This is a genomic window from Streptomyces sp. NBC_00582, from assembly GCF_036345155.1.
Lineage (GTDB): Bacteria > Actinomycetota > Actinomycetes > Streptomycetales > Streptomycetaceae > Streptomyces.
This window is the reverse complement of the sequence record NZ_CP107772.1, coordinates 6583785-6607459: the sequence shown is the minus strand read 5'-3', so window position 1 is coordinate 6607459 and position 23675 is coordinate 6583785. Positions and strand designations below refer to the sequence as shown.

Annotated in this window: 17 protein-coding genes and 1 tRNA gene; 3 read left to right on the top strand and 15 right to left on the bottom strand. The window is 72.8% G+C overall.

Features of this window, described 5'->3' with window-relative positions; all coding sequences use genetic code 11:
• Positions 1 to 12 precede the first annotated feature (12 nt).
• The 3 genes from OG852_RS29605 to OG852_RS29595 form a co-directional block, all read right to left on the bottom strand.
• On the bottom strand, positions 13 to 399 hold the full coding sequence (locus OG852_RS29605) for a type II toxin-antitoxin system death-on-curing family toxin (RefSeq protein WP_330349475.1): 387 nt from the start codon (positions 397 to 399) through the stop codon (positions 13 to 15).
• Complete coding sequence (locus OG852_RS29600; RefSeq protein ID WP_330349474.1) at positions 396 to 656, bottom strand: hypothetical protein; 261 nt, start codon at positions 654 to 656, stop codon at positions 396 to 398. Before OG852_RS29600 ends, OG852_RS29605 begins: the two co-directional genes overlap by 4 nt.
• Before the next feature lie 462 nt (positions 657 to 1118).
• On the bottom strand, positions 1119 to 2603 hold the full coding sequence (locus tag OG852_RS29595) for an MFS transporter (protein WP_133914991.1): 1485 nt from the start codon (positions 2601 to 2603) through the stop codon (positions 1119 to 1121).
• Positions 2604 to 2808: 205 nt separating this feature from the next.
• Between OG852_RS29595 and OG852_RS29590 the strand changes: the two genes are divergently transcribed.
• Positions 2809 to 2880 (top strand) — tRNA-Cys (locus OG852_RS29590).
• A gap of 247 nt (positions 2881 to 3127) precedes the next feature.
• Positions 3128 to 5524, top strand: a complete 2397-nt coding sequence (locus OG852_RS29585; protein WP_443064664.1) for a lamin tail domain-containing protein — start codon at positions 3128 to 3130, stop codon at positions 5522 to 5524.
• 154 nt (positions 5525 to 5678) lie between these two features.
• Here the strand turns inward: OG852_RS29585 and OG852_RS29580 are convergent, their stop codons facing one another.
• The 7 genes from OG852_RS29580 to OG852_RS29550 all read right to left on the bottom strand — a co-directional run bounded on the left by OG852_RS29580 (position 5679) and on the right by OG852_RS29550 (position 15589).
• Positions 5679 to 6869 carry an SUKH-4 family immunity protein gene (locus OG852_RS29580; RefSeq protein WP_330349472.1) on the bottom strand — a complete coding sequence of 397 codons (1191 nt, stop codon included), beginning with the start codon at positions 6867 to 6869 and terminating at the stop codon, positions 5679 to 5681.
• A gap of 411 nt (positions 6870 to 7280) precedes the next feature.
• Positions 7281 to 9590: a xanthine dehydrogenase family protein molybdopterin-binding subunit gene (locus OG852_RS29575; protein WP_133914988.1), complete on the bottom strand. Its 2310-nt coding sequence runs from the start codon at positions 9588 to 9590 to the stop codon at positions 7281 to 7283.
• Positions 9587 to 11512: a 2Fe-2S iron-sulfur cluster-binding protein gene (locus tag OG852_RS29570; RefSeq protein WP_330349471.1), complete on the bottom strand. Its 1926-nt coding sequence runs from the start codon at positions 11510 to 11512 to the stop codon at positions 9587 to 9589. The genes OG852_RS29575 and OG852_RS29570 overlap by 4 nt, the downstream gene beginning before the upstream one ends.
• Positions 11509 to 12402, bottom strand: coding sequence for an FAD binding domain-containing protein (locus tag OG852_RS29565; protein ID WP_330349470.1), 894 nt, complete (start codon positions 12400 to 12402; stop codon positions 11509 to 11511). The genes OG852_RS29570 and OG852_RS29565 overlap by 4 nt, the downstream gene beginning before the upstream one ends.
• 254 nt (positions 12403 to 12656) lie before the next feature.
• Positions 12657 to 14306 carry a beta-N-acetylhexosaminidase gene (locus tag OG852_RS29560; RefSeq protein WP_133914985.1) on the bottom strand — a complete coding sequence of 550 codons (1650 nt, stop codon included), beginning with the start codon at positions 14304 to 14306 and terminating at the stop codon, positions 12657 to 12659.
• 393 nt (positions 14307 to 14699) lie between these two features.
• Positions 14700 to 14987 carry a DUF3039 domain-containing protein gene (locus OG852_RS29555; protein WP_133914984.1) on the bottom strand — a complete coding sequence of 96 codons (288 nt, stop codon included), beginning with the start codon at positions 14985 to 14987 and terminating at the stop codon, positions 14700 to 14702.
• Between the two features lie 29 nt (positions 14988 to 15016).
• Positions 15017 to 15589, bottom strand: a complete 573-nt coding sequence (locus OG852_RS29550; RefSeq protein WP_133914983.1) for a YqgE/AlgH family protein — start codon at positions 15587 to 15589, stop codon at positions 15017 to 15019.
• Positions 15590 to 15878: 289 nt separating this feature from the next.
• Between OG852_RS29550 and murA the strand changes: the two genes are divergently transcribed.
• Positions 15879 to 17225, top strand: a complete 1347-nt coding sequence (gene murA, locus OG852_RS29545; protein ID WP_330349469.1) for a UDP-N-acetylglucosamine 1-carboxyvinyltransferase — start codon at positions 15879 to 15881, stop codon at positions 17223 to 17225.
• A 163-nt stretch (positions 17226 to 17388) separates the two neighbouring features.
• Here the strand turns inward: murA and OG852_RS29540 are convergent, their stop codons facing one another.
• The 5 genes from OG852_RS29540 to OG852_RS29520 all read right to left on the bottom strand — a co-directional run bounded on the left by OG852_RS29540 (position 17389) and on the right by OG852_RS29520 (position 23592).
• Positions 17389 to 17670 carry an HU family DNA-binding protein gene (locus tag OG852_RS29540; RefSeq protein ID WP_004000874.1) on the bottom strand — a complete coding sequence of 94 codons (282 nt, stop codon included), beginning with the start codon at positions 17668 to 17670 and terminating at the stop codon, positions 17389 to 17391.
• A gap of 287 nt (positions 17671 to 17957) precedes the next feature.
• Positions 17958 to 19376 carry an NAD-dependent malic enzyme gene (locus OG852_RS29535; protein WP_133914981.1) on the bottom strand — a complete coding sequence of 473 codons (1419 nt, stop codon included), beginning with the start codon at positions 19374 to 19376 and terminating at the stop codon, positions 17958 to 17960.
• Positions 19377 to 19744: 368 nt separating this feature from the next.
• Positions 19745 to 22147 (bottom strand): HelD family protein, encoded by a 2403-nt coding sequence (locus OG852_RS29530; RefSeq protein ID WP_133914980.1) that lies wholly within the window; start codon positions 22145 to 22147, stop codon positions 19745 to 19747.
• 96 nt (positions 22148 to 22243) lie between these two features.
• Positions 22244 to 23020, bottom strand: a complete 777-nt coding sequence (locus OG852_RS29525; protein ID WP_330349468.1) for an anti-sigma factor family protein — start codon at positions 23018 to 23020, stop codon at positions 22244 to 22246.
• 50 nt (positions 23021 to 23070) lie between these two features.
• Complete coding sequence (locus OG852_RS29520) at positions 23071 to 23592, bottom strand: sigma-70 family RNA polymerase sigma factor (RefSeq protein WP_010039908.1); 522 nt, start codon at positions 23590 to 23592, stop codon at positions 23071 to 23073.
• Between the last annotated feature and the right edge of the window lie 83 nt (positions 23593 to 23675).

Genomic DNA, 23675 nt, shown 5'->3' with positions numbered 1-23675 from the left:
GTGGGACCCACGTCACAGCGCCCGCAGTCGCTCCGCGATCACACAGATCTCGGCCTCCGCGCCGGAGGCGACGTCGATGACCAGGTCGTACGCCGTCTCCTGGTCGCAGTCTGCGAGGTCCACGCCGTGCAGGGCGAGAAACGTCACGGCGGCGAGCCAGGCGGCGCGTTTGTTGCCGTCCACGAGGGGGTGGTTGGTGGCGAGGCCGTGCAGCAGCGCGGCGGCCTGCTCGTGGAGGTCCTCGTAGGCGGCCGTGCCGAACATCCGGGCCCGCGGCCGGTGCACCGCGGACGCGAGCAGCCCCGGCGCCCGGGCCTCGGGGGCCCGTCCGCCGAACGCGATCCGCGCGATGTCGGTGACGTCGGCGACGGTGAGGTGCCGTGTGGTGTGTTTCGTCATTCCCCCAGCCTCCGCAGCAGGTCGGCATGGGCCCCGGCCAGCCGCTCGGCCGTCCCTCGCACCCGTGCCTCCTCCGCCCGCAGCCGCTCCCGTACGGCGTCCAGCACCAGGTCCTCCGTCCGGCACCCGGTGGCGTCCGCGAGGTCGGCGAGGGCGCGGTGCAGGTCCGGATCGAGGGGAAGCGAGAGCAGGGTGGACCGACCGGTCGGCGCGCCGGGAGCCGGCAGGGGGCTCGGGGCGGGGGTGAGGGGCTGCATGCCGGTGAGAGTAGGAAGGGGAAGGGTGGAGGGGCGAGGGGTTTTAGGGGCGAGGGGTTCTGGGGGGCGGGTGTCTGCGCGGGGCGCGGGGTTCTATGGGGCGCGTGTCCTCGCGGGGCGAGGGGCTCTACAGGGCGCGTCTCCTCGCAGGGCGATGGGTTCTACGGGGCGCGCCTCCTCGCGGGGTGCGCCTCCTCGCGGCGCGAGGCTCTACGGGGCGCGTGCCTTCGCCGGGCGAGAGGCTTCTACGGAGCCCGCATCCTCGCAGGGCGAGAGGCTCTACAGGGCGCGTCTCCTCGCAGGGCGATGGGTTCTACGGGGCGCGCCTCCTCGCGGGGTGCGCCTCCTCGCGGCGAGAGGCTCTACAGGGCGCGTCTCCTCGCAGGGCGAGGCTCTACGGAGCCCGGGTCCTCGCCGGGCGAGGGGTTCTGCGGGGCGCGCGTCCTCGCCGGGCGAGGGGTTTCAGGGGGCGGGTGTCTTCGTGGAATCGGTGGGCTCGGGCTCGTGCAGCCGGGTCGTCACCCAGGCCCCGAGCAGCGCCACCACGGCCATCGGCAGGAACACGGCGGCGAAGGCGGCCGGGTGGGAGCCCCCGGCGGAACCGGCGGCGGCCGTGTCCGCCACGCTTCCGCCGCCCAGCGCCGCGAAGGCCGCGCCGCCGGCCGCGAGCAGCAGCGCGTTGGACAGACCGTCGGAGATCTGGAGCGCGGCGGAGTTGGCGCCGGCCTCCGCGGGCGCGGACAGCTTCAACAGCAGCACGCTGGTGGAGGAGATCACGAGGCCCATGCCGAAGCACCCGATCCCCCACGCCACGGCCACGGTCCAGGCGGGCACGGAGTGCACGAGCACACTGGGCGCGGTGGCGACGGCCCCGGCGACCAGCACCATGCCGGCCGTCATCAGCCGCTCCCGGTACGGCTCGGCCCAGGGCCGGGTCTGCACCCACGACCCCAGCGCCCAGGTCCCGCCGGCGGCCGCGAGGGAGAACCCGGCGAGCGTCGGGCTCAGCCCCCGCTCGGTGACGAGCATCAGCGGCACGAAGGACTCGGCGGAGATGAAGGCCCCCGCGGCGAGCCCGCGCAGCAGCACCACCGACGGCAGCCCGCGGGCCGCCCGCCAGGTCCCGCGCGGCAGCAGCCCGAGCACGGCGGGCACGAGCAGCGCCAGCCCGCCCACGAGGGGCAGCGCGGAGAGGGGCCGCAGGTCCTGGGCGCCGTACTGGAGCAGTCCGGCCCCGAGGGAGATCATCAGGGCGAGCCGGATCCGCCGCCGGTCGACGGAGGCCACGGCCCCCTCGGCCACGGGTCCACCGGCCCGCCGGCGTATCCGGGGCAGCGCGAGCGCCAGCGGAGGCAGCACCAGCACGGGCATCCCGAGGAAGACCCACCGCCACCCGAGCTGCTCGGTGACGGTGCCCGCGGCGAGGGGCCCGACGATGGACGGCACGACCCAACAGGCGGCGAAGGCGGCCATGATGGCCGGCCGCAACCGCTCCGGATAGGCCCGCCCCACCACCACGTACAGGGCGACGATCACCAGCCCGCCCCCGAGCCCCTGCACGGCCCGCCCGAGGATGAACACCCACATGCTGCCCGCGGTCCCCGCCACCACCAGCCCGGCCCCGAAGGCGGCGATCCCGCTCCCCAGCGCTCCGAGCGGCCCCCGCCGGTCCGACCACTGCCCCGCGAGCACCATCCCGAACAGACTGGTGGTGAAGTACCCGGAGAACGCGAAGGCGTACAAGGAGACCCCACCGAGCTCGCGAGCCGCGACAGGCATGGCCGTCCCCACCGCCGTCGCCTCGAACGCGATGAGCAGCACCACGGAGACGATCCCGACGGTGAGCGCCCGATGGGCGCGCCCGAGCACCCGCTCCGCCCCGGACGCGCCGGCACTCACACACTCGTCTTCCACGACACCGGCGTCGCGGGGTTCCAGGGCTGTCATGCCCGCAAGCGTAAGGTCCGCCACCGACATTGACCCCTGTCAGAAGTCGGACCTCCGCCTACCCCCTTGGTCGTACGCCTACCCCGTTCATGAACGCAGCATGGCAGCCTCATTGCAGCGCCCCGGTTTCCCTTGAGCCGACCTCCACCCCGCCCATACGGTCATCTCACCGAGACGGAACGGGCCTCGACCCCGCTCCCGACCCGGCCGTGTGCCCGAGTGGCTTAGGGACTCGCCTGCAAAGCGAGGTACGTGGGTTCAATTCCCGCCACGGCCTCCTGTGTGCCGTACGGCCGACCACTGGCGGGTGGTCGGCCGTGCGGCTGTCTGCCTTTCGGCCGCCGTCGTCCGGTGGCCAACCCCCTTACTGTTCCCCGGATTTAACCTCCGCCCCCTTGGCGGCCCCGTCTCTACGCGCGTAACTTGAGCCGACCCCCACAGCGCTCATGAACCCGGCCGTACCGACGACGTACGAGGAGACCGCCAGCGTGTCCAGAACCGCAGGGAGCAGACCCCGCCGCAGCATCAACGCCGTCATATCCGTGGGGGTGGCCGGTGCGTTCGCCATCGTCTCCCTTCCCGCCGCGTACGCGACGCCGTCCGCCGCGGTGGTGATCTCCGAGGTGTACGGCGGTGGCGGCAACTCGGGGGCGACCCTGACCCGGGACTTCGTCGAGCTCGGCAACGCGGGCGCGGCGGCCTACGACCTGAGCGGGTACAGCGTGCAGTACCTGCCCGGTTCGCCGTCCTCCTCCTCGCAGTGGCAGGTGACCGCGCTCAGCGGGTCCGTCGCGCCGGGCGGGCGGTTCCTCGTCGCCGAGGCGGCGGGGTCCGGCGGGACGACGGCGCTGCCCACCGCCGACGCCACCGGTTCCATCGCCATGAGCGCGACGAGCGGCACCCTGGCGCTCGTCTCCGGCACCACCGCGCTCACCTGCAGGACCGCGGCCGACTGCGCCGCCGACAGCCGGATCGTGGACCTCGTGGGGTACGGCACCGCGGTCGTCAGGGAGGGCAGCGGGCCGGTCACCGGGGCCTCCAACACCGCCTCCGTGGCACGTGGTGCCTCCCTCGCGGACACCGACGACAACGCCGCCGATCTCGCGGCCGGGACGCCCTCCCCCGTCAACTCGGCGGGGCAGAGCCCCGGTTCCGGTGATGGCGACGGGGGCGGCGGGGGCGAGGACCCCACCCAGCCCGGCACCGTCCGTATCCACGACATCCAGGGCACCACCCGGCTCTCCCCGCTCGCCGGACAGACCGTCACCCGCGTCCCGGGCATCGTCACCGGCGTACGGACGTCCGGGTCGAAGGGGTACTGGATCCAGGACCCGACCGCCGACTCCGACGCCCGGACCAGCGAAGGGGTGTTCGTCTACACCGGGTCCGTCACGCCCACCGTGGCGGTCGGTGACGCGGTGCTGGTCAGCGGCAAGGTCAGCGAGTACTACCCGAGCAGCACCAGCCAGTCCGTCACCGAGCTCACCGGTCCGACGGCGACCGTGCTGTCCAGCGGCAACGCCCTGCCCGCCGCCGTCACCCTGGACGCCACCAGCGTGCCGTCCGCCTACATCCCCACCGCCGGCGGCGGCAGCGTCGAGTCCCTCGCCCTCGAACCGACCGTGTACGCCCAGGACTTCTACGAGGCGAACGAGGGCATGCGGGTCGCGTTCTCCGACGCGCGGGTCGTCGGCGCCGCCAACGCGTACGGCGAGATGTGGGTGACCGTCAAGCCCGACGAGAACCCGACCGTGCGCGGCGGCACCCTGTACTCGAGCTACGACCAGCCCAACACCGGGCGGATCGAGGTCATGTCGCTCGACGCCGGCACCGCCCACCCGGCCGCCAACGTCGGTGACGAGCTGGCCGGCACCACCACCGGGCCGCTCGACTACTCCACCTACGGCGGCTACAACGTCCAGGCCACGCAGCTCGGCACCCGCGTCGACCACGGGCTGAAGCAGGAGGTGACCCGCCGGCAGAAGGGCGACGAGCTGGCCGTCGCCACCTACAACGTGGAGAACCTGGACGCGCTGGACGACCAGACGAAGTTCGACCGGCTCGCCCAGGGCGTGGCGGTCAACCTCAGCTCTCCCGACATCGTCGCCCTGGAGGAGATCCAGGACGACAACGGCGCCACCGACGACGGCACCGTCACCTCCGAGGCCACCCTCACCCGCTTCACCGACGCCATCCGCGCCGCCGGCGGGCCCCGCTACCAGTGGCGCTACATCTCCCCCGCCAACGACCAGGACGGCGGCGAGCCCGGCGGCAACATCCGTCAGGTCTTCCTGTTCAACCCCAAGCGGGTCTCCTTCACCGACCGGGCCGGCGGGGACGCGACCACGGGCACGAGCGTGGTGAAGAACCGCAAGGGCGTCCATCTCACCTACTCCCCCGGCCGGATCGACCCGGCGAGTGACGCCTGGAGCAGCAGCCGCAAGCCGCTGGTCGGCGAGTTCGTCTTCCGCGGCGAGTCCGTGTTCGTGATCGCCAACCACTTCACCTCCAAGGGCGGCGACCAGCCGGTCCACGGCCGCTACCAGCCTCCGGCGCGCAGCTCCGAGACCCAGCGTCAGGCGCAGGCCGCCGAGGTGAACACCTTCGTCAAGTCGCTGCTCGCCGCCGACAGGAACGCCAAGGCGGTCGTCCTCGGCGACCTCAACGACTACGAGTTCTCCGGGACCGTCGGCACGCTCACCGCCGGCAAGGTCCTCACCCCGCTGATCACCACCCTGCCGGCCGCCGAGCGCTACACGTATGTGTACGACGGGAACTCGCAGACCCTGGACCACATCCTGACGAGCCCGGCGGTCACCCGCTTCGACTACGACGTGGTGCACCTCAACGCCGAGTTCGCCGACCAGGCCAGCGACCACGACCCGCAGATCGTGCGGATCGACGTCAACAGGTGCCGCTAGGGCCCATCTGATGGATCTCCGTGGGTGAAGGAGCGGCGTTCGGTGCGTGCGATCGGCGTGCGGCGTGGAGGGTCATGTGGCGGAGCCACCTGGCCCTTCGCGCCGTGCGGGCGTGCCGGGCGTCGCGACGCCGCGGAGCTCCGTCAGACGGGCCCTAGGCGTACAGCCCTCCGCCCGGCTCGTCCTCGAACATGCCCGGCCAGTAGCGCCAGCCGTCGTCGGTGGGGGTGTTCGGGGTCGGGTCGACGGCGACCGGGTCGACGGCGGCCAGGGTGCGGCACATCGTCTCGGCGAGCTGGTCGTAGGCCTCGGTCAGTTCGTACACCGCGTCCAGGGCCCGCTCGCGGCGTATCAGCCACAGGGTGAACGCCAGCGTGGAGACATCGGCGTTGAGCGGGCGCAGGGCGAGGTCCGGCTCGCTCCAGCTCAGCACCGCGCCCGTGTCGCCGTCGACGACCAGGCTGGTGTCCTCCAGGAGGTGGCCGAGACGGATCAGCCGGTGGGCGTTCACCGGGAGCTGCTCGTCGGTGAAGCCGCCCTCGTAGGCGTCGGCGCAGTACTCGGCGAGGGTCTGCAGCGGGATGTCCGTCTCCAGCGAGAACCAGACGACCTCCTCCGGCAGGCCCACCTCGCGCAGGAAGCGGCGGGTCGGGGCGTGGGTGAGGGCCTTGGGGCAGTCGACGTCCTCGAAACGGACGACGTCGCCGCTGCCGAACTCGTCCTCCAGGAGGCGGGGCGGCAGGTCCAGGGCCAGCCCGGACACCGTGCCGGGGCCGGCCACCAGGGCGAGCGGGCGGATCACGGCGGCCAGCTTCCAGAAGAGGCCGGAGTCGCCGCCCGCCCCGCCGTCCTCGAACACGGCGAGGAGCTGCCGGCTCGCCTCCGCGACCGCCTGCGGGCCGAGCCGGCCCGCGTAGGAGGCGAACTGACCGCGCAGGGCGGCGAGTTCGTCGACCGCCGTCGCGAAGCGCAGCAGCTTCTCCAGGGAGGGCGCCAGCGGGCGGGTGTCCATCAGGTCGGGGCGGTCGTGCAGGAAGTACGTCGTGGAGATCTCACCCGTGGCGCCGTCCAGCAGGACGGACTCGCGCTCGCGGCCGTCCGTGCCCAGGATGCCGCCGATCACCAGGCGGTCGCGCAGCTCCGCCGTGAGGCGGCCCTCGGGGTCGCCGGTGGAGTCGGCGACCGTGCGCAGGCCGTCCGTGCGCAGGGCCTCGAACGTCAGCAGGCCGCCCTCGCCGGGCAGTCCGGGGCCGGTCAGCCAGCGGCGTGTCGCGGCGTGCGTGACGTAGGGGTTCAGTTCGTCATCGGTGAAAACGATCGTGGTGGTGCTCCTGGTCGTGCTCATCGGTCCCCCGTGCGTGAAATGTGCGTGCGCCGTCCCACTGCTCCGCAGCCTACGCGGGCCCACTGACAATGGCCCCGACCTGCGGCGACGCCCCGGCGGCAGCGGCCGCCCACACTGATGAGACGTCAAACCGCCCTGGCGCGTTCCCTTCCCGCCTGAATCACCTCGACCGTCTTCCCCACCGTCCACGTGGTGCTGTCCGGCCACCACCCGATCCGCGGGTTCCGGGCGCGCGGCTCCTCCCGGCGGGGCCGGGCCGAGGAGCAGCCCTCGCCCTCGCCTTCGCCGCGCGCGGGGCTCACGTGAAGTAGACGCCGCCCAGCACCACGGCCAGTGCGGCCGCCGCGAACACCAGGACCCACAGGAGCAGCTTGCCCACGCTCGGCGGGGGCTCGTAGCGCTGGGGGTCGCTCACTGGCCCGTCACCACCGCGGCCTGGGGGCGGATCGGGAGGCGGTTGACGGGGCGGCCCGTCGCGGCGCGCACGGCGGAGGCGATGGCCGCCGGGGACGTCACCACCGGGACCGCGCTGGCCGCCTTCGCCCCGAAGGGGGCGACCACGTCCCGTTCCTCGACGAGCTTCACGATCCGGATGTCCGGCGCGTCGAGGGCCGTGGGCAGGGCGTAACCGGTCAGGTCGGGGTGGCGGACCAGTCCGCGCGGGGTGCGCAGGTTCTCGGTGAGCGCGATGCCCACGCCCTGGGTCACGCCCGCCTCGATCCGCGCCGCGAGCTGCGCGGGGTTGAGGATCCGGCCGACGTCCTGGGCGACCGCCAGTTCCACGACCCGTACCGAGCCGATCTCGATGTCGACGTCGACGACCGCGCGGACCGCGCAGAAGGCCATGCCGACGAAGGCGTCGCCCTGGCCGGCGCCGTCCAGCGGCTCGGTCGGATGGGGGCGGCACTGGGCCGTCGCCCACAGCTCCTTGCCGTGCAGCTCCTCGGCGACCGTCGTCGACAGGACACCGTCGTACGAGGTGATCTTGCCGTCGGTGATCTGGAGCAGCTCGGTCGACATGCCGAACTTGTGTGCGAGGGGCTGCAGGAGCTGGGTGCGGACCATCTTGGCCGCGCGTTCCACCGCGCCGCCGGAGACCCAGGTGTGCCGGCCCCGGCAGCCCGCGCCGGCCGGGGGCTGGTCGGTGTCCACGGGCGCGACGTGCACCTCTTCGACACCGAGCGTCTCCTGGACGATCTGGCGGGCCAGCGTGGTGAAGCCCTGTCCGGTCTCCACCGCCGCGCACAGCACCGTCGCGATGCCGTCCTGGATCTTCACCGTCGCTGTGGAGACCTCGTCGGCGCCCTCCGCGCCGAGCATGTGCACCATGCCGAGGCCGTAGCCGACGCCTCGGCGCACCGCGCCCGGTTCGCCAGCGCCCTCGGGGCCGCCCGGCAGCAGCCACTCCTCCTCGGGGGTGTCCTTGGGGAGCGGCGGCAGCGGGTACTCCTGGACCGCCTGGAGCAGTTCGGCGACCGGCGCCGGGCAGGTCACGGTCTGGCCGGTCGGCAGGACGTCGCCGGTGGCCATGACGTTGCGCATCCGCAGCTCGGCCGGGTCGATGCCGAGCTTCTTCGCCAGCTTGTCCATCTGCGCCTCGTAGGCGGCGCACACCTGCATCGCGCCCTCGCCGCGCACATGGCCCGACGGGGGGTTGTTGGTGCGTACGGCCCAGCCCTCGATGAAGGCGTTCGGGACGACGTAGGGGCCGCAGGCGAAGGAGACGGCGGCGGCCAGGGCCTCGGCGGAGGTGTCGGCGTAGGCACCCGCGTCCAGCAGGATCTGCGCCTCGACCTTGACCAGCCGGCCGTCGGCGTCGGCGTGGTGGCGGTAGCGCAGCAGGGTCGGGTGGCGGTGGACGTGGCCGAGGAAGGACTCCTCGCGCGTGGCGGTGAGTTTCACCGGGCAGCCGGTCTTCAGGGCGAGCAGGCCGAGGGGGAGCTGGAAGCCCTGGTCCTCGCGGTCGGCCGTCGCGCCCGGCACCCCGGTGACGACGATCTTCACCCGATCGGGTGCCAGGCCGTAGACGGCCGCGGCCGTGTCGCGGTCGGTGTGCGGGTCGGTGGAGGCCAGATAGAGCTCCACGCCGCCGTCCGGGCGGGGCACGGCGAGGCCGGCCTCGGCGCCGATCGGGGCGGGGTCGGCGCGGCCGATGCGGTACTGGCCCTCGACGACGATCTCGCCGGCCGCGCTCTGGTCGCCGTGGTGCAGCGGGATGTGCCGGATCAGGTTGCCGTCGGGGTGCAGGGCGTCCGCCTCGAACGCCAGCTCGGGGTCGGTCACCGGGTCGAGCACCTCGTACTCGACGATGACGGCCGCGGCGGCCATCCGCGCGGTGTCGGGGTGATCGGCGGCGACGGCAGCGATGGGCTCGCCGTGGTGGCGTACGACCTCGGAGGCGAACACGGGCCGGTCGGCCTTGCCGCGGCCGTGCACCGGGCTGCCGGGGACGTCCTCGTGGGTGATGACGGCGCGCACGCCGGGCATCTCACGCGCGTGGGAGGTGTCGATCGACACGATGCGCGCGTGCGGGTGCGGGGAGCGCAGCACGGCCGCCCAGAGCAGGCCCTCGGCCCACAGGTCGGCCGCGTAGGGGAAGGTGCCCTCCGTCTTGGCACGCGCGTCGGCGGGTTGCAGGGACGCGCCGAGGCCGTGCGGCAGGGGCTCGGGGGCCGGGGCGGCCTCCGCGGTGGTCGTCGCGGTGGCTGCTTCGTTGGTCACGTCTGGCCTCCGTCCTGGCCCTGTCCGTACACCGGGTCGTGCGGGTGGGGCTGTGCCGGGTTCTCGAACGCGGACGGGTGGACGCCGCCGGCGCCCGGGCCCGCCTGGTGCGGGATACGTGCCTCGTCGCCGTCCGACTCGGCCTCGGTCCGGGCCTCGCGTTCGGCGACGACGTCCTTCACGGCGCGCAGGACGCCCTTGTAGCCGGAGCAGCGGCAGAGGTTGCCGCACAGGGCCTGGCGGGCCTCCAGCTCGGTGGGCGCGGGGTTGCCCTCCAGCAGGTCGTGCACGGTCATCGCCATGCCCGGCACGCAGAAACCGCACTGCACGGCCCCGCACCGGGCGAGCGCCCGCTGCACGTCCGAGGGCTGTCCGTCGACGGCGAGGCCCTCGACGGTGCGGACCTCGCTGCCGGCGGTGGTGACGGCCGGGACCAGGCAGGAGGCGACGAGCCGTCCGTCGACCTGGACGTTGCAGGCCCCGCACTCGCCCTGCGAGCAGCCGTCCTTGGCGCCCGCGAGGCCGAGGCGCTCGCGCAGGACGTAGAGCAGCGACTCGCCGATCCAGGCGTCGGTGACGGGCCGGTCGGAGCCGTTGACGCGCAGGACGTAGGAGGCGAGGGGGTGTTCCTCCGCCGGGGGCGGCGGGACGTCGTCTTCGGAGGCCTCGTCGTCGGTCTCCCCGCGCGCGTGTCCGGCCGGGTCGGTGGAACCGGGTCGTCCGGCCTCCCGGTCGGACGGGGCGTCGTGTCCGGCGGCGGCCTCGGCGGGGCCCTGGGCGCCGTCTGCGGGCTCGTGGGCGTCCCGGGTGCCTCCGGGTGCCCCGTCGGCCCCTTCGGCCTCCGAGGCGTCCTCCAGGGCCTCCACGGCCTCCTCGGCGGGGGCGGCCGGGCCCGCGTCGGCCGGGTCGCCGCCGGGCCAGGGCTCGGCGGCGGGGCGGGCGGGCGGCGCGGAGTCCGCGGGCGCGTGGTCGACACCGTGCGCGGGGGCGTGGTCCACGCCATGCGCCGAGGTGGGGTCCACGCCGTGCGGGGGCGTGTGGTCCGTGCCGTGCGCGGGGGTGTGGTCGCCGTGCGGGGCGGGGGTGTGGTCGGTGCCGTGCGGCGCCGGGGTGTGGTCCGGGCGGTGTGTCGGCGGGTGTCCGACCTCGTGCCCGGGCGTGTGGGAGGTGCCGTACGCGGGCGTGTGGCCGGCGTCGTGCGCCGTGTCGTTCGACAGCCCGTACGCCGTGTCGTGCCCCGTCTCGTGCGGCGCGCCCCGCTCCGCCGGGTGTCCGAACCCGCTGGTGTCCGGAGCCGGACGGCCGGTCTCCTGGACGCCGGTGTGCCCGGCCTCGGCCACGCCGGGCTGCTGCGCCTGCTGGGCCCAGTTCTGGCCCGCGCCGTTGGTGGAACCGGTCGCCCAGGGCGCGGCGGCGCCGCCCGGCAGGGTGGCCGGCGGGGTGCCGCCCCACTGCTCGACCAGGGCGGACGTGGTGAACTCGCCGGACTCGTCGGGCAGGTCGCCGCCGGCCACCGGGATCGACCACTGGCCGGTCACGTCGTGGCCCGGGGCGGGCGCGGCCGGTCCCGCCGGGTCGGCCGAGGTGTCGGTGAAGCTCCACTGGCCGGTCGAGCCCGGGTTGTACGTGAACCGGTCGCCGCCGGAGGTCTCCGGGGGGAGCTGCGGAGCGGGCCACTCGGTGCCGCCGGCCGGGGCCGCCCAGGTGCCGTCCGTCGCGGGGGGCGCGGCCGTTATCTGCGGCGGCACGTACCCGTGACCGGGCGCGGCGAGCGGGCTGTCGGCGGCCAGCAGCGCGTCGATGCCGCCCTCGGGGAGCTTGACGAAGGCGGTGGCGCCGTCGTCGTAGTCCCCCTGGGGCAGCGGGTCCCAGCGGCCGCCGCCCTGGGGCGGCCGGCCCTCTCCGTGCTGGTCGTCGGTCACGACAGCGCCCTCCCCAGTGCTCGTCGGGCCAGCGCGGCGACGGTGCGCCGCAGGTGCAGTACGGCGGGCGGAAGCTCCTGCACGGAACCGTCCACGCCCGGGGTCGGGTCCGGGATGCAGGCGGCGGCGACGTACTCGCCGAACGCGTGCAGCGCCTCGAGGACGATCGTGCGGCTGTTGTCCCAGTCGATGAGCCGGGCGACCCACTGCTCGGCGTCGAGGGGCCGCAGCGGCATCGGCGCTATGGCGCCGACGGCGCACCGGACGCCGCGCCGGGCGGGGTCGAGGACCACGGCGACCGAGGCGGCGGCGCGGCCCGGGCCGGTGCGGCCGGTCGCCTTCAGGAAGACCTGCGGGGCGTGCAGCAGCGGCACGCGCACGTAGCCGATCAGTTCACCGCCGCGCAGCATGTCCACGCCGGCCAGCAGATGCGACACCGGGATCTCCCGGCGGGCTCCGCCCGGGCCCGCGATGATCAGGGTCGCCTCCAGCGCGGCCAGCACGGGCAGCGCGTCACCGGTGGGGGCCGCGGTCGCGATGTTGCCGCCCAGGGTGCCCGCGTTGCGGATCTGCGGCGGGCCCGCGGCGCGCGCGGCGGCGGCGAGCGCCGGGATCAGGGCGGCGAAGTCGGGTCGGCCCATGCGCGCGTGCGTGAGCCCGGCGCCGAGCAGGGCGTGGCCGTCCTGGTACTGCCAGCCGCGGATCTCGCTGATCCGGCCGAGACCGACCAGACCGGCGGGCCGGAGCTGTCCCGAGTTGACGGCGGCCATCAGGTCGGTGCCGCCGGCCACGGGCACGGCGGCGGGCATGGCCGCGAGGGCCGCCACCGCCTCGTCCAGCGTCGTGGGCAGCGTGACGGCCTGCGCCGCCTGCGGTGCGTGCGTGCTCAAAACCGGCTGCCCCTTCCCGCTGCCCCACGTGGTCCCACCTGTGCGCCGTACGGTACGTGCTGACAGGGCGGACGTGGCAACTCTGGCACATGTTCGCAACACCCGAAGACGGGGGTCCGCTAGGAGGCATTCGCCCACCTCACCGGCGAGATGGTCCGTTTTCGCATGGCATCTCCGGTGCGCTCGAATTTGCCACTCTTCGGTGACAGTGCCGGGGTTTTTCCGTGACGCCGCGCACGGTACCGCCGCGGCGGCTACCGGTGCGGGGGCGGGCCGTCGATCGGGCGGCCGAGGACGCCGGGCCGCCGCTGCCAGGGCCGGGGCCCCTCGGGCGGTCGGTAGCCGACCCCGAGGGCGTCGAGCCGGCCGTAGTGGGCCTCCATCCGCCGTTCGAAGTCGGCGAAGTCCCGGTCCCCGGGGGCCGGCAGGGCACTCCAGGCGACCTCGGCGAACGCGGCGAGCCGGGGGAACGCCTGGTAGTCCACGCGCGCGTGGTCCTCCATCACCTCGGTCCACAGGTTGGCCTGAGTGCCCAGCACATGCGCCGTCTCCTGCGGCGTGAACCCCTCGGGCACGGGCTCGAACCGGTAGACGTCCTCCAGGGTGCGGACGTACCCGATGGGCACCGGCTCGTCCGGACCGCCGTGCTGCCGGTGGTCGAGGTAGACCTGCTGCTCGGGGCACATGACGACGTCGTGGCCCGCGCGCGCGGCGGCGGCCCCGCCCGCATAGCCGCGCCAGGACGACACGGCCGCGCCGGGCGCGAGGCCGCCCTCCAGGATCTCGTCCCAGCCGATCAGCCGGCGCCCGCGCGCGGACAGCCAGGTGTCGAAGTGCCGTACGAACCAGGACTGCAGGGCGTCCTCGTCGGCGAGCCCGAGTTCCTTCCGCCGGGCCTGTGCGGCGGGGGACTGCCGCCACTGGTCCTTGGGACATTCGTCACCGCCGATGTGGACGAACGCCGAGAACCGCGCGGCGTCGGCGGGGAACAGCTCCAGGACCTCCTCGAACACCCCTTCGTAGAAGCGCAGGGTGTTGTCCGTGGGGGCGAGTACGTTGGGGTTGACGCCCCAGGTGTCCCAGACGGAGAGGCGGGTGGTGTCGATGACGTCGGAGTTGCCGAGTTCGGGATACGCGGCGATCGCGGCCTGCGAGTGGCCCGGTACGTCGATTTCGGGGACGACCGCGATATGCCGCTCGGCGGCGTAGGCGACGATCTCCCGGATGTCGTCCTGGGTGTAGAAGCCGCCGTGCGGCCTCTCGTCCCACAGGGGTGAGGCACGATGGCCGAATTTCGTGCGGGACCGCCAGGAGCCGACCTCGGTCAGCCGGGGATACCTCTTGATCTCGATCCGCCAGCCCTGATCGTCCGTCAGATGGAAGTGGAAGACGTTCAGTTTGTGCGCGGCCATCAGATCCAGATAGCGCAGGACGCCTTCCTTGGGCATGAAGTGCCGGGCGACGTCGAGCATGAGGCCCCGCCAGCGGAAGCGGGGGGCGTCCTCGATGATCTGATGGGGGATGCCGTAGCGGATGCCGGGGCGCACGGGGGCGCGCCGGAAGGCGTGGCGACCGAGGAGCTGACGCAGGGTCTGGGCGCCCCAGAAGACACCGGCCGCGGATCCGCCGCGGATCTCGACGCCCCGGTTCGCGACGACGCCCAGGCGGTACGCCTCCGGCTCCAGCGTCTCGTCCAGGAGCAGCTGGACGGAGTCGCGGGCACCCTCGGACCCGGGCCGCAGGGGCAGGCCGAGGGCGGCGCCCAGGGTGGAGCGCAGCCAGCGCTCGGTGGCCTCGGTACCGGGCCCGGCCCACAGTGCGGTGTCGTCGTCGAACACGACACCGCAGCGCATGGGGCCCTCCACGGCACGGGGCGCGGGAATGAGATCCGTGGGAGAGGTCACGTCACTCCTTGAAAGGGCGGCAAAGAAATCCACCGCGGGCGTGCGGGGCCCTTTCGCGAAACTCTTCAGCGCACCGTCCGGGCCCCGAGAAGATGATCAACAAGGCGGTTCGGTAAGCGGATCCGGAATGGGTCGCCGAGGAAGTGACGGTCGAATTCCGGGGACCATCCGGATACCTCCACCGAAGCCGCGTCGTTGCAACATGTGCAATCACCGTTTCGCCATGCACAACACCCGGAGGTTAGGCACTCCGGGAACACGACCACAAGAGGTCTCCACCACTCTGTGACCCGCCGACGCACTCCGTGCAACGCCGGAACACGCCAAAGGCCCCCGGGGCGCGTCCAACCGCGCCCCGAGGGCCTCGGAGATCCCGTGGGCCGATGCCGTGGGCTACTTGCCGCCCTTGCCGCCCTTGTCGTCGCCGCCGCCCGCGCCCATCGACTCGAAGATCTCCTTGCACATCGGGCACACGGGGTACTTCTTCGGGTCGCGGCCGGGCACCCACACCTTGCCGCACAGCGCCACGACGGGCGTCCCGTCCAGGGCGCTCGCCATGATCTTGTCCTTCTGGACGTAGTGCGCGAAGCGCTCGTGGTCACCGTCGCCGTGCGACACCTGCGGCGTCGGCTCTACGAGGGTCCCCGTACCAGTACCGCGCTCGGGCTCAAGAGTGCTCATGCGCCCAAGGGTACTGAAGGTCACAGCGATCAGTTGAGCGAAGGGTCGTCCGGGTACGTCGCCACCATCGCGAGCTCGTTGCGCTGGCGGCGCAGGACCTCGCGCCAGAGTCTTTCCGGGGACGGGGAGGAGACGTCGCCGGGTTCGGACTCGACGACGTACCAGGCGCCCTCGACCAGTTCGTCCTCCAGTTGGCCGGGTCCCCAGCCGGCGTAACCGGCGAAGATCCGCAGGGAGCCGAGGGCCGAGGCGAGGAGTTCCGGCGGGGCCTCCAGGTCGACGAGGCCGATCGCGCCGTGCACCCGGCGCCAGCCGAGGGGGCCGCGGTCGCCCGAGGAGTCGCCGGGGATCACGGCGACGCCCAGCGCGGAGTCGAGGGACACCGGGCCGCCCTGGAAGACCACGCCCGGTTCCCCGGTGAGGTCGGCCCAGCCCTCCAGGATGTCGCCCACGCCGACGGGCGTCGGACGGTTGAGGACGACACCGAGGGAGCCCTCCTCGTCGTGGTCGAGAAGGAGCACCACCGCACGGTCGAAGTTCGGGTCCGCCAGGGCGGGCGTGGCCACGAGCAGCCGCCCTGTGAGCGAGGACACCTCGGTCATGCCAGACATGATCCCGCATCTTCCCGTGAAGTGGGGAGGCAATGCGGACACACGGGCGAGGGGCAGGTCGGGCGCACGGATGCGGTCCGGGCGCACGAACACGACGGGGCCCGCCCGGTGACCGCATGTGCCCGCCACGGAACGGTTCGTGTTGTGACACAGCTATGACGTCCCTGGGCGTCCCTTGGGCTTACGGGAGGGGGGCGGGGGGCGATTACCCTGTCTGCTCTGGCCCTTGCCCCATCCACTGGCCCCTGCCCCAGTCCACCACCCATGGAACGCGAGATACATGACCGTCAACGGCTCTGACGACGTACTGCTGGTCCACGGCGGAACCCCGCTCGAGGGCGAGATCCGTGTCCGCGGTGCGAAGAACCTCGTACCGAAGGCCATGGTCGCCGCCCTGCTGGGCAGTGAGCCGAGTCGGCTGCGCAACGTTCCGGACATCCGTGACGTGCGGGTTGTACGCGGTCTGCTGCAACTGCACGGGGTGACGGTCCGTCCGGGTGAGGAGCCGGGCGAGCTGGTGCTCGACCCGACCTACGTGGAGAGCGCGAACGTCGCCGACATCGATGCCCACGCGGGCTCGAGCCGTATCCCGATCCTCCTGTGCGGTCCGCTGCTGCACCGTCTCGGCCACGCCTTCATCCCCGGCCTCGGCGGCTGCGACATCGGTGGCCGGCCCATCGACTTCCACTTCGAGGTGCTGCGGCAGTTCGGCGCGACGATCGAGAAGCGGGCCGACGGGCAGTACCTGGAGGCGCCGCGGCGGCTGCGCGGCACGAAGATCCGGCTGCCGTACCCGTCGGTGGGCGCGACCGAGCAGGTGCTGCTGACGGCCGTCCTCGCGGAGGGCGTCACCGAGCTGTCCAACGCGGCGGTCGAGCCGGAGATCGAGGACCTGATCTGCGTTCTGCAGAAGATGGGCGCGATCATCGCGATCGACACCGACCGCACGATCCGCATCACCGGTGTGGAGAAGCTCGGCGGCTACACGCACCGTGCGCTGGCGGACCGGCTGGAGGCCGCGTCGTGGGCGTCGGCGGCGCTGGCGACCGAGGGCAACATCTACGTCCACGGCGCGCAGCAGCGCTCGATGATGACGTTCCTGAACACCTACCGGAAGGTGGGCGGTGCCTTCCAGATCGACGACGAGGGCATCCGCTTCTGGCACCCCGGCGGCCAGCTGAAGTCCATCGCCCTCGAAACGGACGTGCACCCGGGCTTCCAGACCGACTGGCAGCAGCCGCTGGTGGTCGCGCTGACCCAGGCGACGGGCCTGTCCATCGTCCACGAGACGGTCTACGAGTCCCGGCTGGGCTTCACCTCGGCGCTGAACCAGATGGGCGCACACATCCAGCTCTACCGCGAGTGCCTGGGCGGCTCGGACTGCCGCTTCGGCCAGCGCAACTTCCTGCACTCCGCGGTCGTCTCCGGCCCCACCAAGCTCCAGGGCGCCGATCTGGTCATCCCCGACCTGCGCGGCGGCTTCTCGTACCTGATCGCCGCCCTCGCGGCCCAGGGCACGTCCCGCGTCCACGGCATCGACCTGATCAACCGCGGCTACGAGAACTTCATGGAGAAGCTCGTGGAGCTGGGCGCGAAGGTCGAGCTCCCGGGCAAGGCGCTCGGCTGAGCTGTCCGATGTCCGGTACGACGATGGGGCGGCCCCTGGGAGGGGCCGCCCCGTTTGTCGTTGTCCGCGCTCGCCGCGGACGACGCGCCCCCGAAGGGGCGCGGGGAACTGCGCGACCAGCCACAGCCGGCCCGCAGTCGCCTACGACGCTCTCAGCGGAGCGTCACTTGCCCTTGGCCGCTTCCTTGAGCTTCGAGCCCGCGGAGACCTTCACGCTGTAGCCGGCCGGGATCTGGATCGGGTCGCCGGTCTGCGGGTTGCGCGCGGTGCGAGCGGCACGGTGGGTGCGCTCGAAGGTCAGGAAGCCGGGGATGGTGACCTTCTCGTCGCCCTTGGAGACGATGTCGCCGACGACCTCGGCGAACGCGGCCAGCACGGCGTCGGCGTCCTTGCGGGTCACCTCGGCGCGGTCGGCCAGCGCGGCCACCAGCTCACTGCGGTTCATGTTGTTACTCCCGTGTTCTTCTTGCCGTTGCGGCGTGCCACGCGGCGGAGCCGCATAGTGGGCACAGCGAAAAAGCGATGTGCTGGCGCCCAGGGACGCATCCTGCCCCTACCTGCGGCGGGAAAGCCAATCCGGCACCCGCAGGAGTCATGGGAACACCCTTGGGAGTCACCCGAAGCGCGCCTGTGGCTCTGGCCACGATAGACACACCCCGCCGGAAGGGGTCCCGCGACGCGCCGGAGGCGGGGACCGTGGTGATCCTCACAGTCCCCGCGCGTCCCGCGGGACTACGAGGCCGACGCGCCGGCCGCCTTCGCGGCGTCGCGGACGGCGCCCGCGACCGCTCCGGCGACCTTGTCGTTGAAGACGCTCGGGATGATGTAGTTCGCGTTCAGCTCGTCGTCGCTGACGACGTCCGCGAGGGCCTTCGCGGCCGCGAGCATCATCTCCGTGTTGACGGTGCGGGACTGGGCGTCCAGCAGGCCGCGGAAGACACCCGGGAAGACCAGCACGTTGTTGATCTGGTTGGGGAAGTCGGAGCGACCGGTGGCCACGACGGCGGCCGTCTGGCGGGCGACCGCCGGGTCGACCTCGGGGTCCGGGTTCGCGAGCGCGAACACGATCGCACCCTCGGCCATGGCGGCCACGTCGTCGCCGTCGAGGACGTTCGGGGCGGAGACACCGATGAAGACGTCGGCGCCGCGCACCGCTTCCTTGAGGGTGCCGGTGAGGCCCTCGGGGTTGGTGTTGTCGGCGATCCAGCGCAGCGCCGAGCCGGGGGCGGCGTCGACGAGGTCCTCACGGCCGGCGTGCACCACGCCGTGGATGTCGGCGACGACGGCGTTCTTCACGCCGGCCGCGATCAGCAGCTTGAGGATGGCGGTGCCCGCGGCGCCGGCGCCGGACATCACGACGCGGATCGACTCGATGCTCTTGGCCGCCACCCGCAGGGCGTTGGTCAGCGCGGCGAGGACGACGATCGCGGTGCCGTGCTGGTCGTCGTGGAAGACGGGGATGTCGAGGGCCTCGCGCAGCCGGGCCTCGATCTCGAAGCAGCGCGGGGCGGAGATGTCCTCGAGGTTGATGCCGGCGAACCCGGGGGCGATGGCCTTGACGATCTCGACGATCGCGTCGGTGTCCTGGGTGTCCAGGCAGATCGGCCAGGCGTCGATGCCGGCGAACCGCTTGAAGAGGGCCGCCTTGCCCTCCATGACGGGCAGCGCGGCCTTGGGGCCGATGTTGCCCAGGCCCAGTACGGCGGAGCCGTCCGTCACGACCGCAACGGAGTTGCGCTTGATGGTGAGGCGGCGGGCGTCCTCGGGGTTCTCGGCGATCGCCATGCAGACGCGGGCCACACCGGGCGTGTAGACCATGGAGAGGTCGTCACGGTTGCGGATGGGGTGCTTGGACGCCATCTCGATCTTGCCGCCGAGGTGCATCAGGAACGTACGGTCGGAGACCTTGCCGAGCGTGACGCCCTCGATGAGGCGGAGCTGCTCGACGATCTCGTCGGCGTGCGCGGTCGACGTGGCCGCGATGGTGACGTCGATGCGGAGCTTCTCGTGCCCGGAGGCGGTGACGTCGAGGCCGGTGACCGAGCCTCCGTGGGACTCGACGGCCGTGGTGAGCTGGGAGACCGCGGTTCCGCTCGCGGGCACCTCCAGCCTGACCGTCATCGAGTAGGAGACGCTGGGCGCCGTTGCCATGGCCGACTTCCTCTGCACTGCTGGGTGGGTCGCTGGATTGCCGTCCGATCGTCGCACCTACTGACGAGTACGGGAAAGTCGCCTCAAGTTACGGTCGTTTTGTTCCCGGGAAGGGGCGTGCGGGGGCCTGTGGGGCGCCATGCGAAGAGGCCCACATCACATCGGATGTGGGCCTCTCGCCCGTTCATGACACCGGCCCGCCATGCTCGCCTCGCGGCAAGTGGTCGCTCGTAGCGACGAAGGTTGGGCCCGGGGGCTTGGATCGAGCCGGTGTCACACCCAGGCTAACAAACGGATCCCCGAACACCATTCCCGTGCGGGGCGGTTCACAGGAAACGTTCACCCGGGGTCCCCCGGGCGCCCCCGGCTCAGTCCCGCAGCAGGTCGGGCACCCCCCGCGCGTCCGGTTCGTCCCGGTCCCCCGAGACCACGGTGAGCTGCTGGGTGGCCCGGGTCAGCGCGACGTACAGCACACGCAGGCCGGCCGGGGACTCGTCGGCGATCTCGGCGGGCGAGACGACGACCGTGGCGTCGTACTCCAGGCCCTTGGCCTCCAGGCTGCCGAGGGCGACGACCCGGTCGCCGAGCCCGGCGAGCCAGCGGCGGGCCTCCTCGCGGCGCTGCATGGCGACGACGACGCCGACGGTGCCGTCGACCTGCGCGAGGAGGCGTTCGGCCTCGGCGCGGACGGTCGCGGCGAGCGAGTCCCGTACGGCGGTGAAGCGGGGGACGAGACCGGTGGAGCGGACCGCCGAGGGGGACTCGGCGCCGGGCATGGCCAGGGCCAGCACCTTGGCGGCCAGCTCGGCGATCTCGGCGGGGTTGCGGTAGTTCACGGTGAGCTGGAACCGGCGGCGGGGCCGGGTGCCGAGCGCCTCGTCGCGGGCCTCGGCGGCCTCGTCGGGGTCGGACCAGGACGACTGGGCGGGGTCGCCGACGACGGTCCAGGTGGCGTGCCGGCCGCGGCGGCCGACCATGCGCCACTGCATGGGGGTGAGGTCCTGGGCCTCGTCGACGATGACGTGCGCGTACTCGACGCGTTCGGCGGCGAGCCGCTCGGCGCGCTCGCGCTGCGACTCCTCGCGCACCGGCATCAGCTCCTCCAGGCCGGTGAGCTGGTCCAGCGGGTCGAGCTCGCGCCTCTTGCGGGGGCGGGCCGGGCTGCCGAGGATCGCGTGGAGCTCGTCGAGCATCGCGATGTCGTGCACCGAGTGGCCGTCCCGCTTCAGCGAGCGGGCGACCCTGCGGACCTCGCCGGGGTTGAGGATCCGGCGGGCCCAGCGGCCGAGCCTGCGCTCGTCGGCCATCGCCGCGAGGACGGTCGCGGGGGTCAGCTCGGGCCACCAGGCGTCCAGGAACCCGATGAAGGAGTCCTCCGTGGTCACGTCCTCGTCGAAGGAGGAGCGCAGCTCCGCGGCCAGCTCGGGGTCGGTGTGCCGGCCGGCGGCGCCGGAGCGCTCCCACAGGGCGTCCAGGAGCAGCTTGCGGGCGCGGGGGCGCAGCAGGTTGACGGGGGCGGTGCCGCCGAGGGCGCTCTGGCGGATGCGGTCCAGGTCGGCGGACTCCAGCTCGATCCGGCGCCCGAAGGCGACGACGCGGAGCCGGGCGGGGGTCGTCGTGGCCGTCGTACCGGAGGTGACGGGGGTGTCGGAGGTGTCGGAGGTGTCGCCGTCGAAGGCGAGTTGGCCGTTGCCGCCGCCGTTCCGCCGGGCTCCGCCCGGTCCCAGCTCCAGGGCTCCGCGGGCCGCCTTGCGCAGCACGCGCAGCATCCGGGACGAGCCCTTGGCGCGGGCCACGGAGGGGGCGTCGTACAGGGTCGCCTCGACGCCGTCGACGAGGGAGCCGATGGCGCGGATGGCGACCTGGCCCTCCTCGCCCAGGGAGGGCAGGACGCCCTCGGTGTACGCCACCAGCAGCGGGGTGGGCGAGACGATGAGGATGCCGCCGGAGTATCTGCGGCGGTCCTGGTAGAGGAGGTAGGCGGCGCGGTGCAGGGCCACGGCGGTCTTGCCGGTGCCGGGGCCGCCCTCGACGTAGGTCACGGAGGCGGCGGGGGCGCGGATGACCAGGTCCTGCTCGGCCTGGATGGAGGCGACGATGTCCCGCATGGTGTGGCTGCGGGCCTGGCCGAGCGCGGCCATCAGGGCGCCGTCGCCGATGACGGGCAGTGCGTCACCGCCGAGGAACGCCGTCAGCTCGGGGCGCATCAGGTCGTCCTCGACGCCGAGGACCCGGCGTCCCTTGGAACGGATGACCCGGCGGCGCACGACCCGGCCGGGGGCGACGGGGGTGGAGCGGTAGAAGGGGGCCGCGGCGGGTGCGCGCCAGTCGATGACCAGCGGCGCGTACTCGGAGTCGAGGACCCCGATGCGGCCGATGTGGAGGGTCTCGGCGATGTCGGCGGTGTTGTCGTCGCGGACAGCGCCTTCGGCGGGTTCCACGGCGGTGTAGGCGCCGTCGGGGCCCTTCTTGCCGTCCTTGCCGAGGAGGAGGTCGATCCGTCCGAAGAGGAAGTCCTCGAACTCGTTGTTGAGCCGGTTGAGATGGACGCCGGCCCGGAACACCTGGGCGTCGCGTTCGGCGAGGGCGCCGGGGGTTCCGACCTGGCCGCGCTGTGCGGCGTCGTTCATGAGGAACTCCGCCTCGTGGATCTTTTCCTCGAGGCGTCGGTACACCCGGTCGAGGTGTTCCTGTTCGACGCCGATCTCGCGGTCCCGGACCGTGTCCGGTGCGGCGCTGACCGCGGTTTCCTGCTGAGCCTGTGCGGCCACCGGGCCCCCTTCTGACGTGCTGGGCAGCCGTCAACCGTACGCGAAGGGGACCGGTGGAGGCGAGAGCCCGCCCGAAGGCGGGCCCGGCGTTCTTCGTCAGGCGTCGACCTGGACGAGCTTCGTGCCGTCGAAGGTCATGACCTCGAAGTGGTCGATCTCGTTCGGCTTGAAGGCGGCGCCGCCCACGACGTAGAGCGGGTTCTTGGCCTGTTCGGTCTTGGCGTTCGGGAGGCCGTAGCCCCATTCCGGGACGGACCAGGAGGAGACGGTCTCGCGCTTGCCGTCCTTGCCGACGGCGATGAGCGAGCACTTCTCCGGGCCCGAGACGTTCTTCAGCTCGACGCCGACCTCGGTGCCCCAGGCCTTCTCACCCATGGCGACGGTCGCCGTCACCTTGCTGGAGGAGTCGGTCGCGGAGACCTTGTCGGAGAGCGTCTCGAAGGTCGACTTGGCGGGGTTGGTGGTGCTGCTCGCCACCGGCGCCTTGCCGCCGTCGTCGCCGCCGGTCACGGCCATGACGCCGACCGGACCGCCGATGATCAGCGCCGCGGCGGCCGCCACGAGGTAGAAGGAGCGGCGGCGCTTCTGGGCGCGCCGTTCGGACACCTCGTCGACCAGCTTCTCCACGAGGCGGGGGCTCGGCCGGGCGGACAGGGAGTCACCGATCGCCGGTGTGCCGGAGCCGGGCAGGTCCGCGAGCGCGGCCAGCATCGGTTCCATCCCGGCGAGCTCGTCGAGCTGCTGCGCGCACCACTCGCACCCGGCGAGATGCGCTTCGAAGGCGGTCGCCTCGGCGTCGTCGAGGATGCCCAGAGCGTAGGCGCCCACGGTCTCGTGTTCGCTCGGGCTCGGAGATCCCACAGATCCCTGCATGGGGCCAGACATACCCGCACCACCTGATCCGAATCCCCCGTACATGCTCATCACGCCGTCACCCCCCGCTCCTCCAGAGCCAGCTTCATCGACCGCAGGGCGTAGAACACCCGGGAGCGGACGGTGCCACTGGGAATGCCCAGCGTCTCGGCCGCCTCGTTGACGGTACGCCCCTTGAAGTACGTCTCGACGAGCACCTCCCGGTGGGCCGGGGTCAGGTCGTCGAGCGCGTCCGACAGCGTCATCAGCCACAGCGCCTTGTCGATCTCGTCCTCCGCGGGGATGACCTCCAGCGGCGACGGGTCGACCTCCTGCGGCCGGGCCTGCCGGCTGCGGTGGCCGTCGATGACGATGCGGCGAGCGACCGTCACCAGCCAGGGGCGTACCGATCCGGTCGCCCGATTGAGCTGACCGGCGTTCTTCCAGGCACGGATGAGTGTCTCCTGCACCACGTCCTCGGCACGCTGGCGGTCTCCGGCAACCAGGCGCAGGACATACGCAAGCAGGGGTCCGGCATGCTCCCGATACAGAGCACGCATCAGCTCCTCGTCGGGTTCCGAGGGCTGGGACATGCGATGTCGGGCCCTCGATCCATGTTCATTGGCCACGGCCGCATCCTTGCGCACGCCCACCTCCGGTGTCCGGGGGTTCCCCC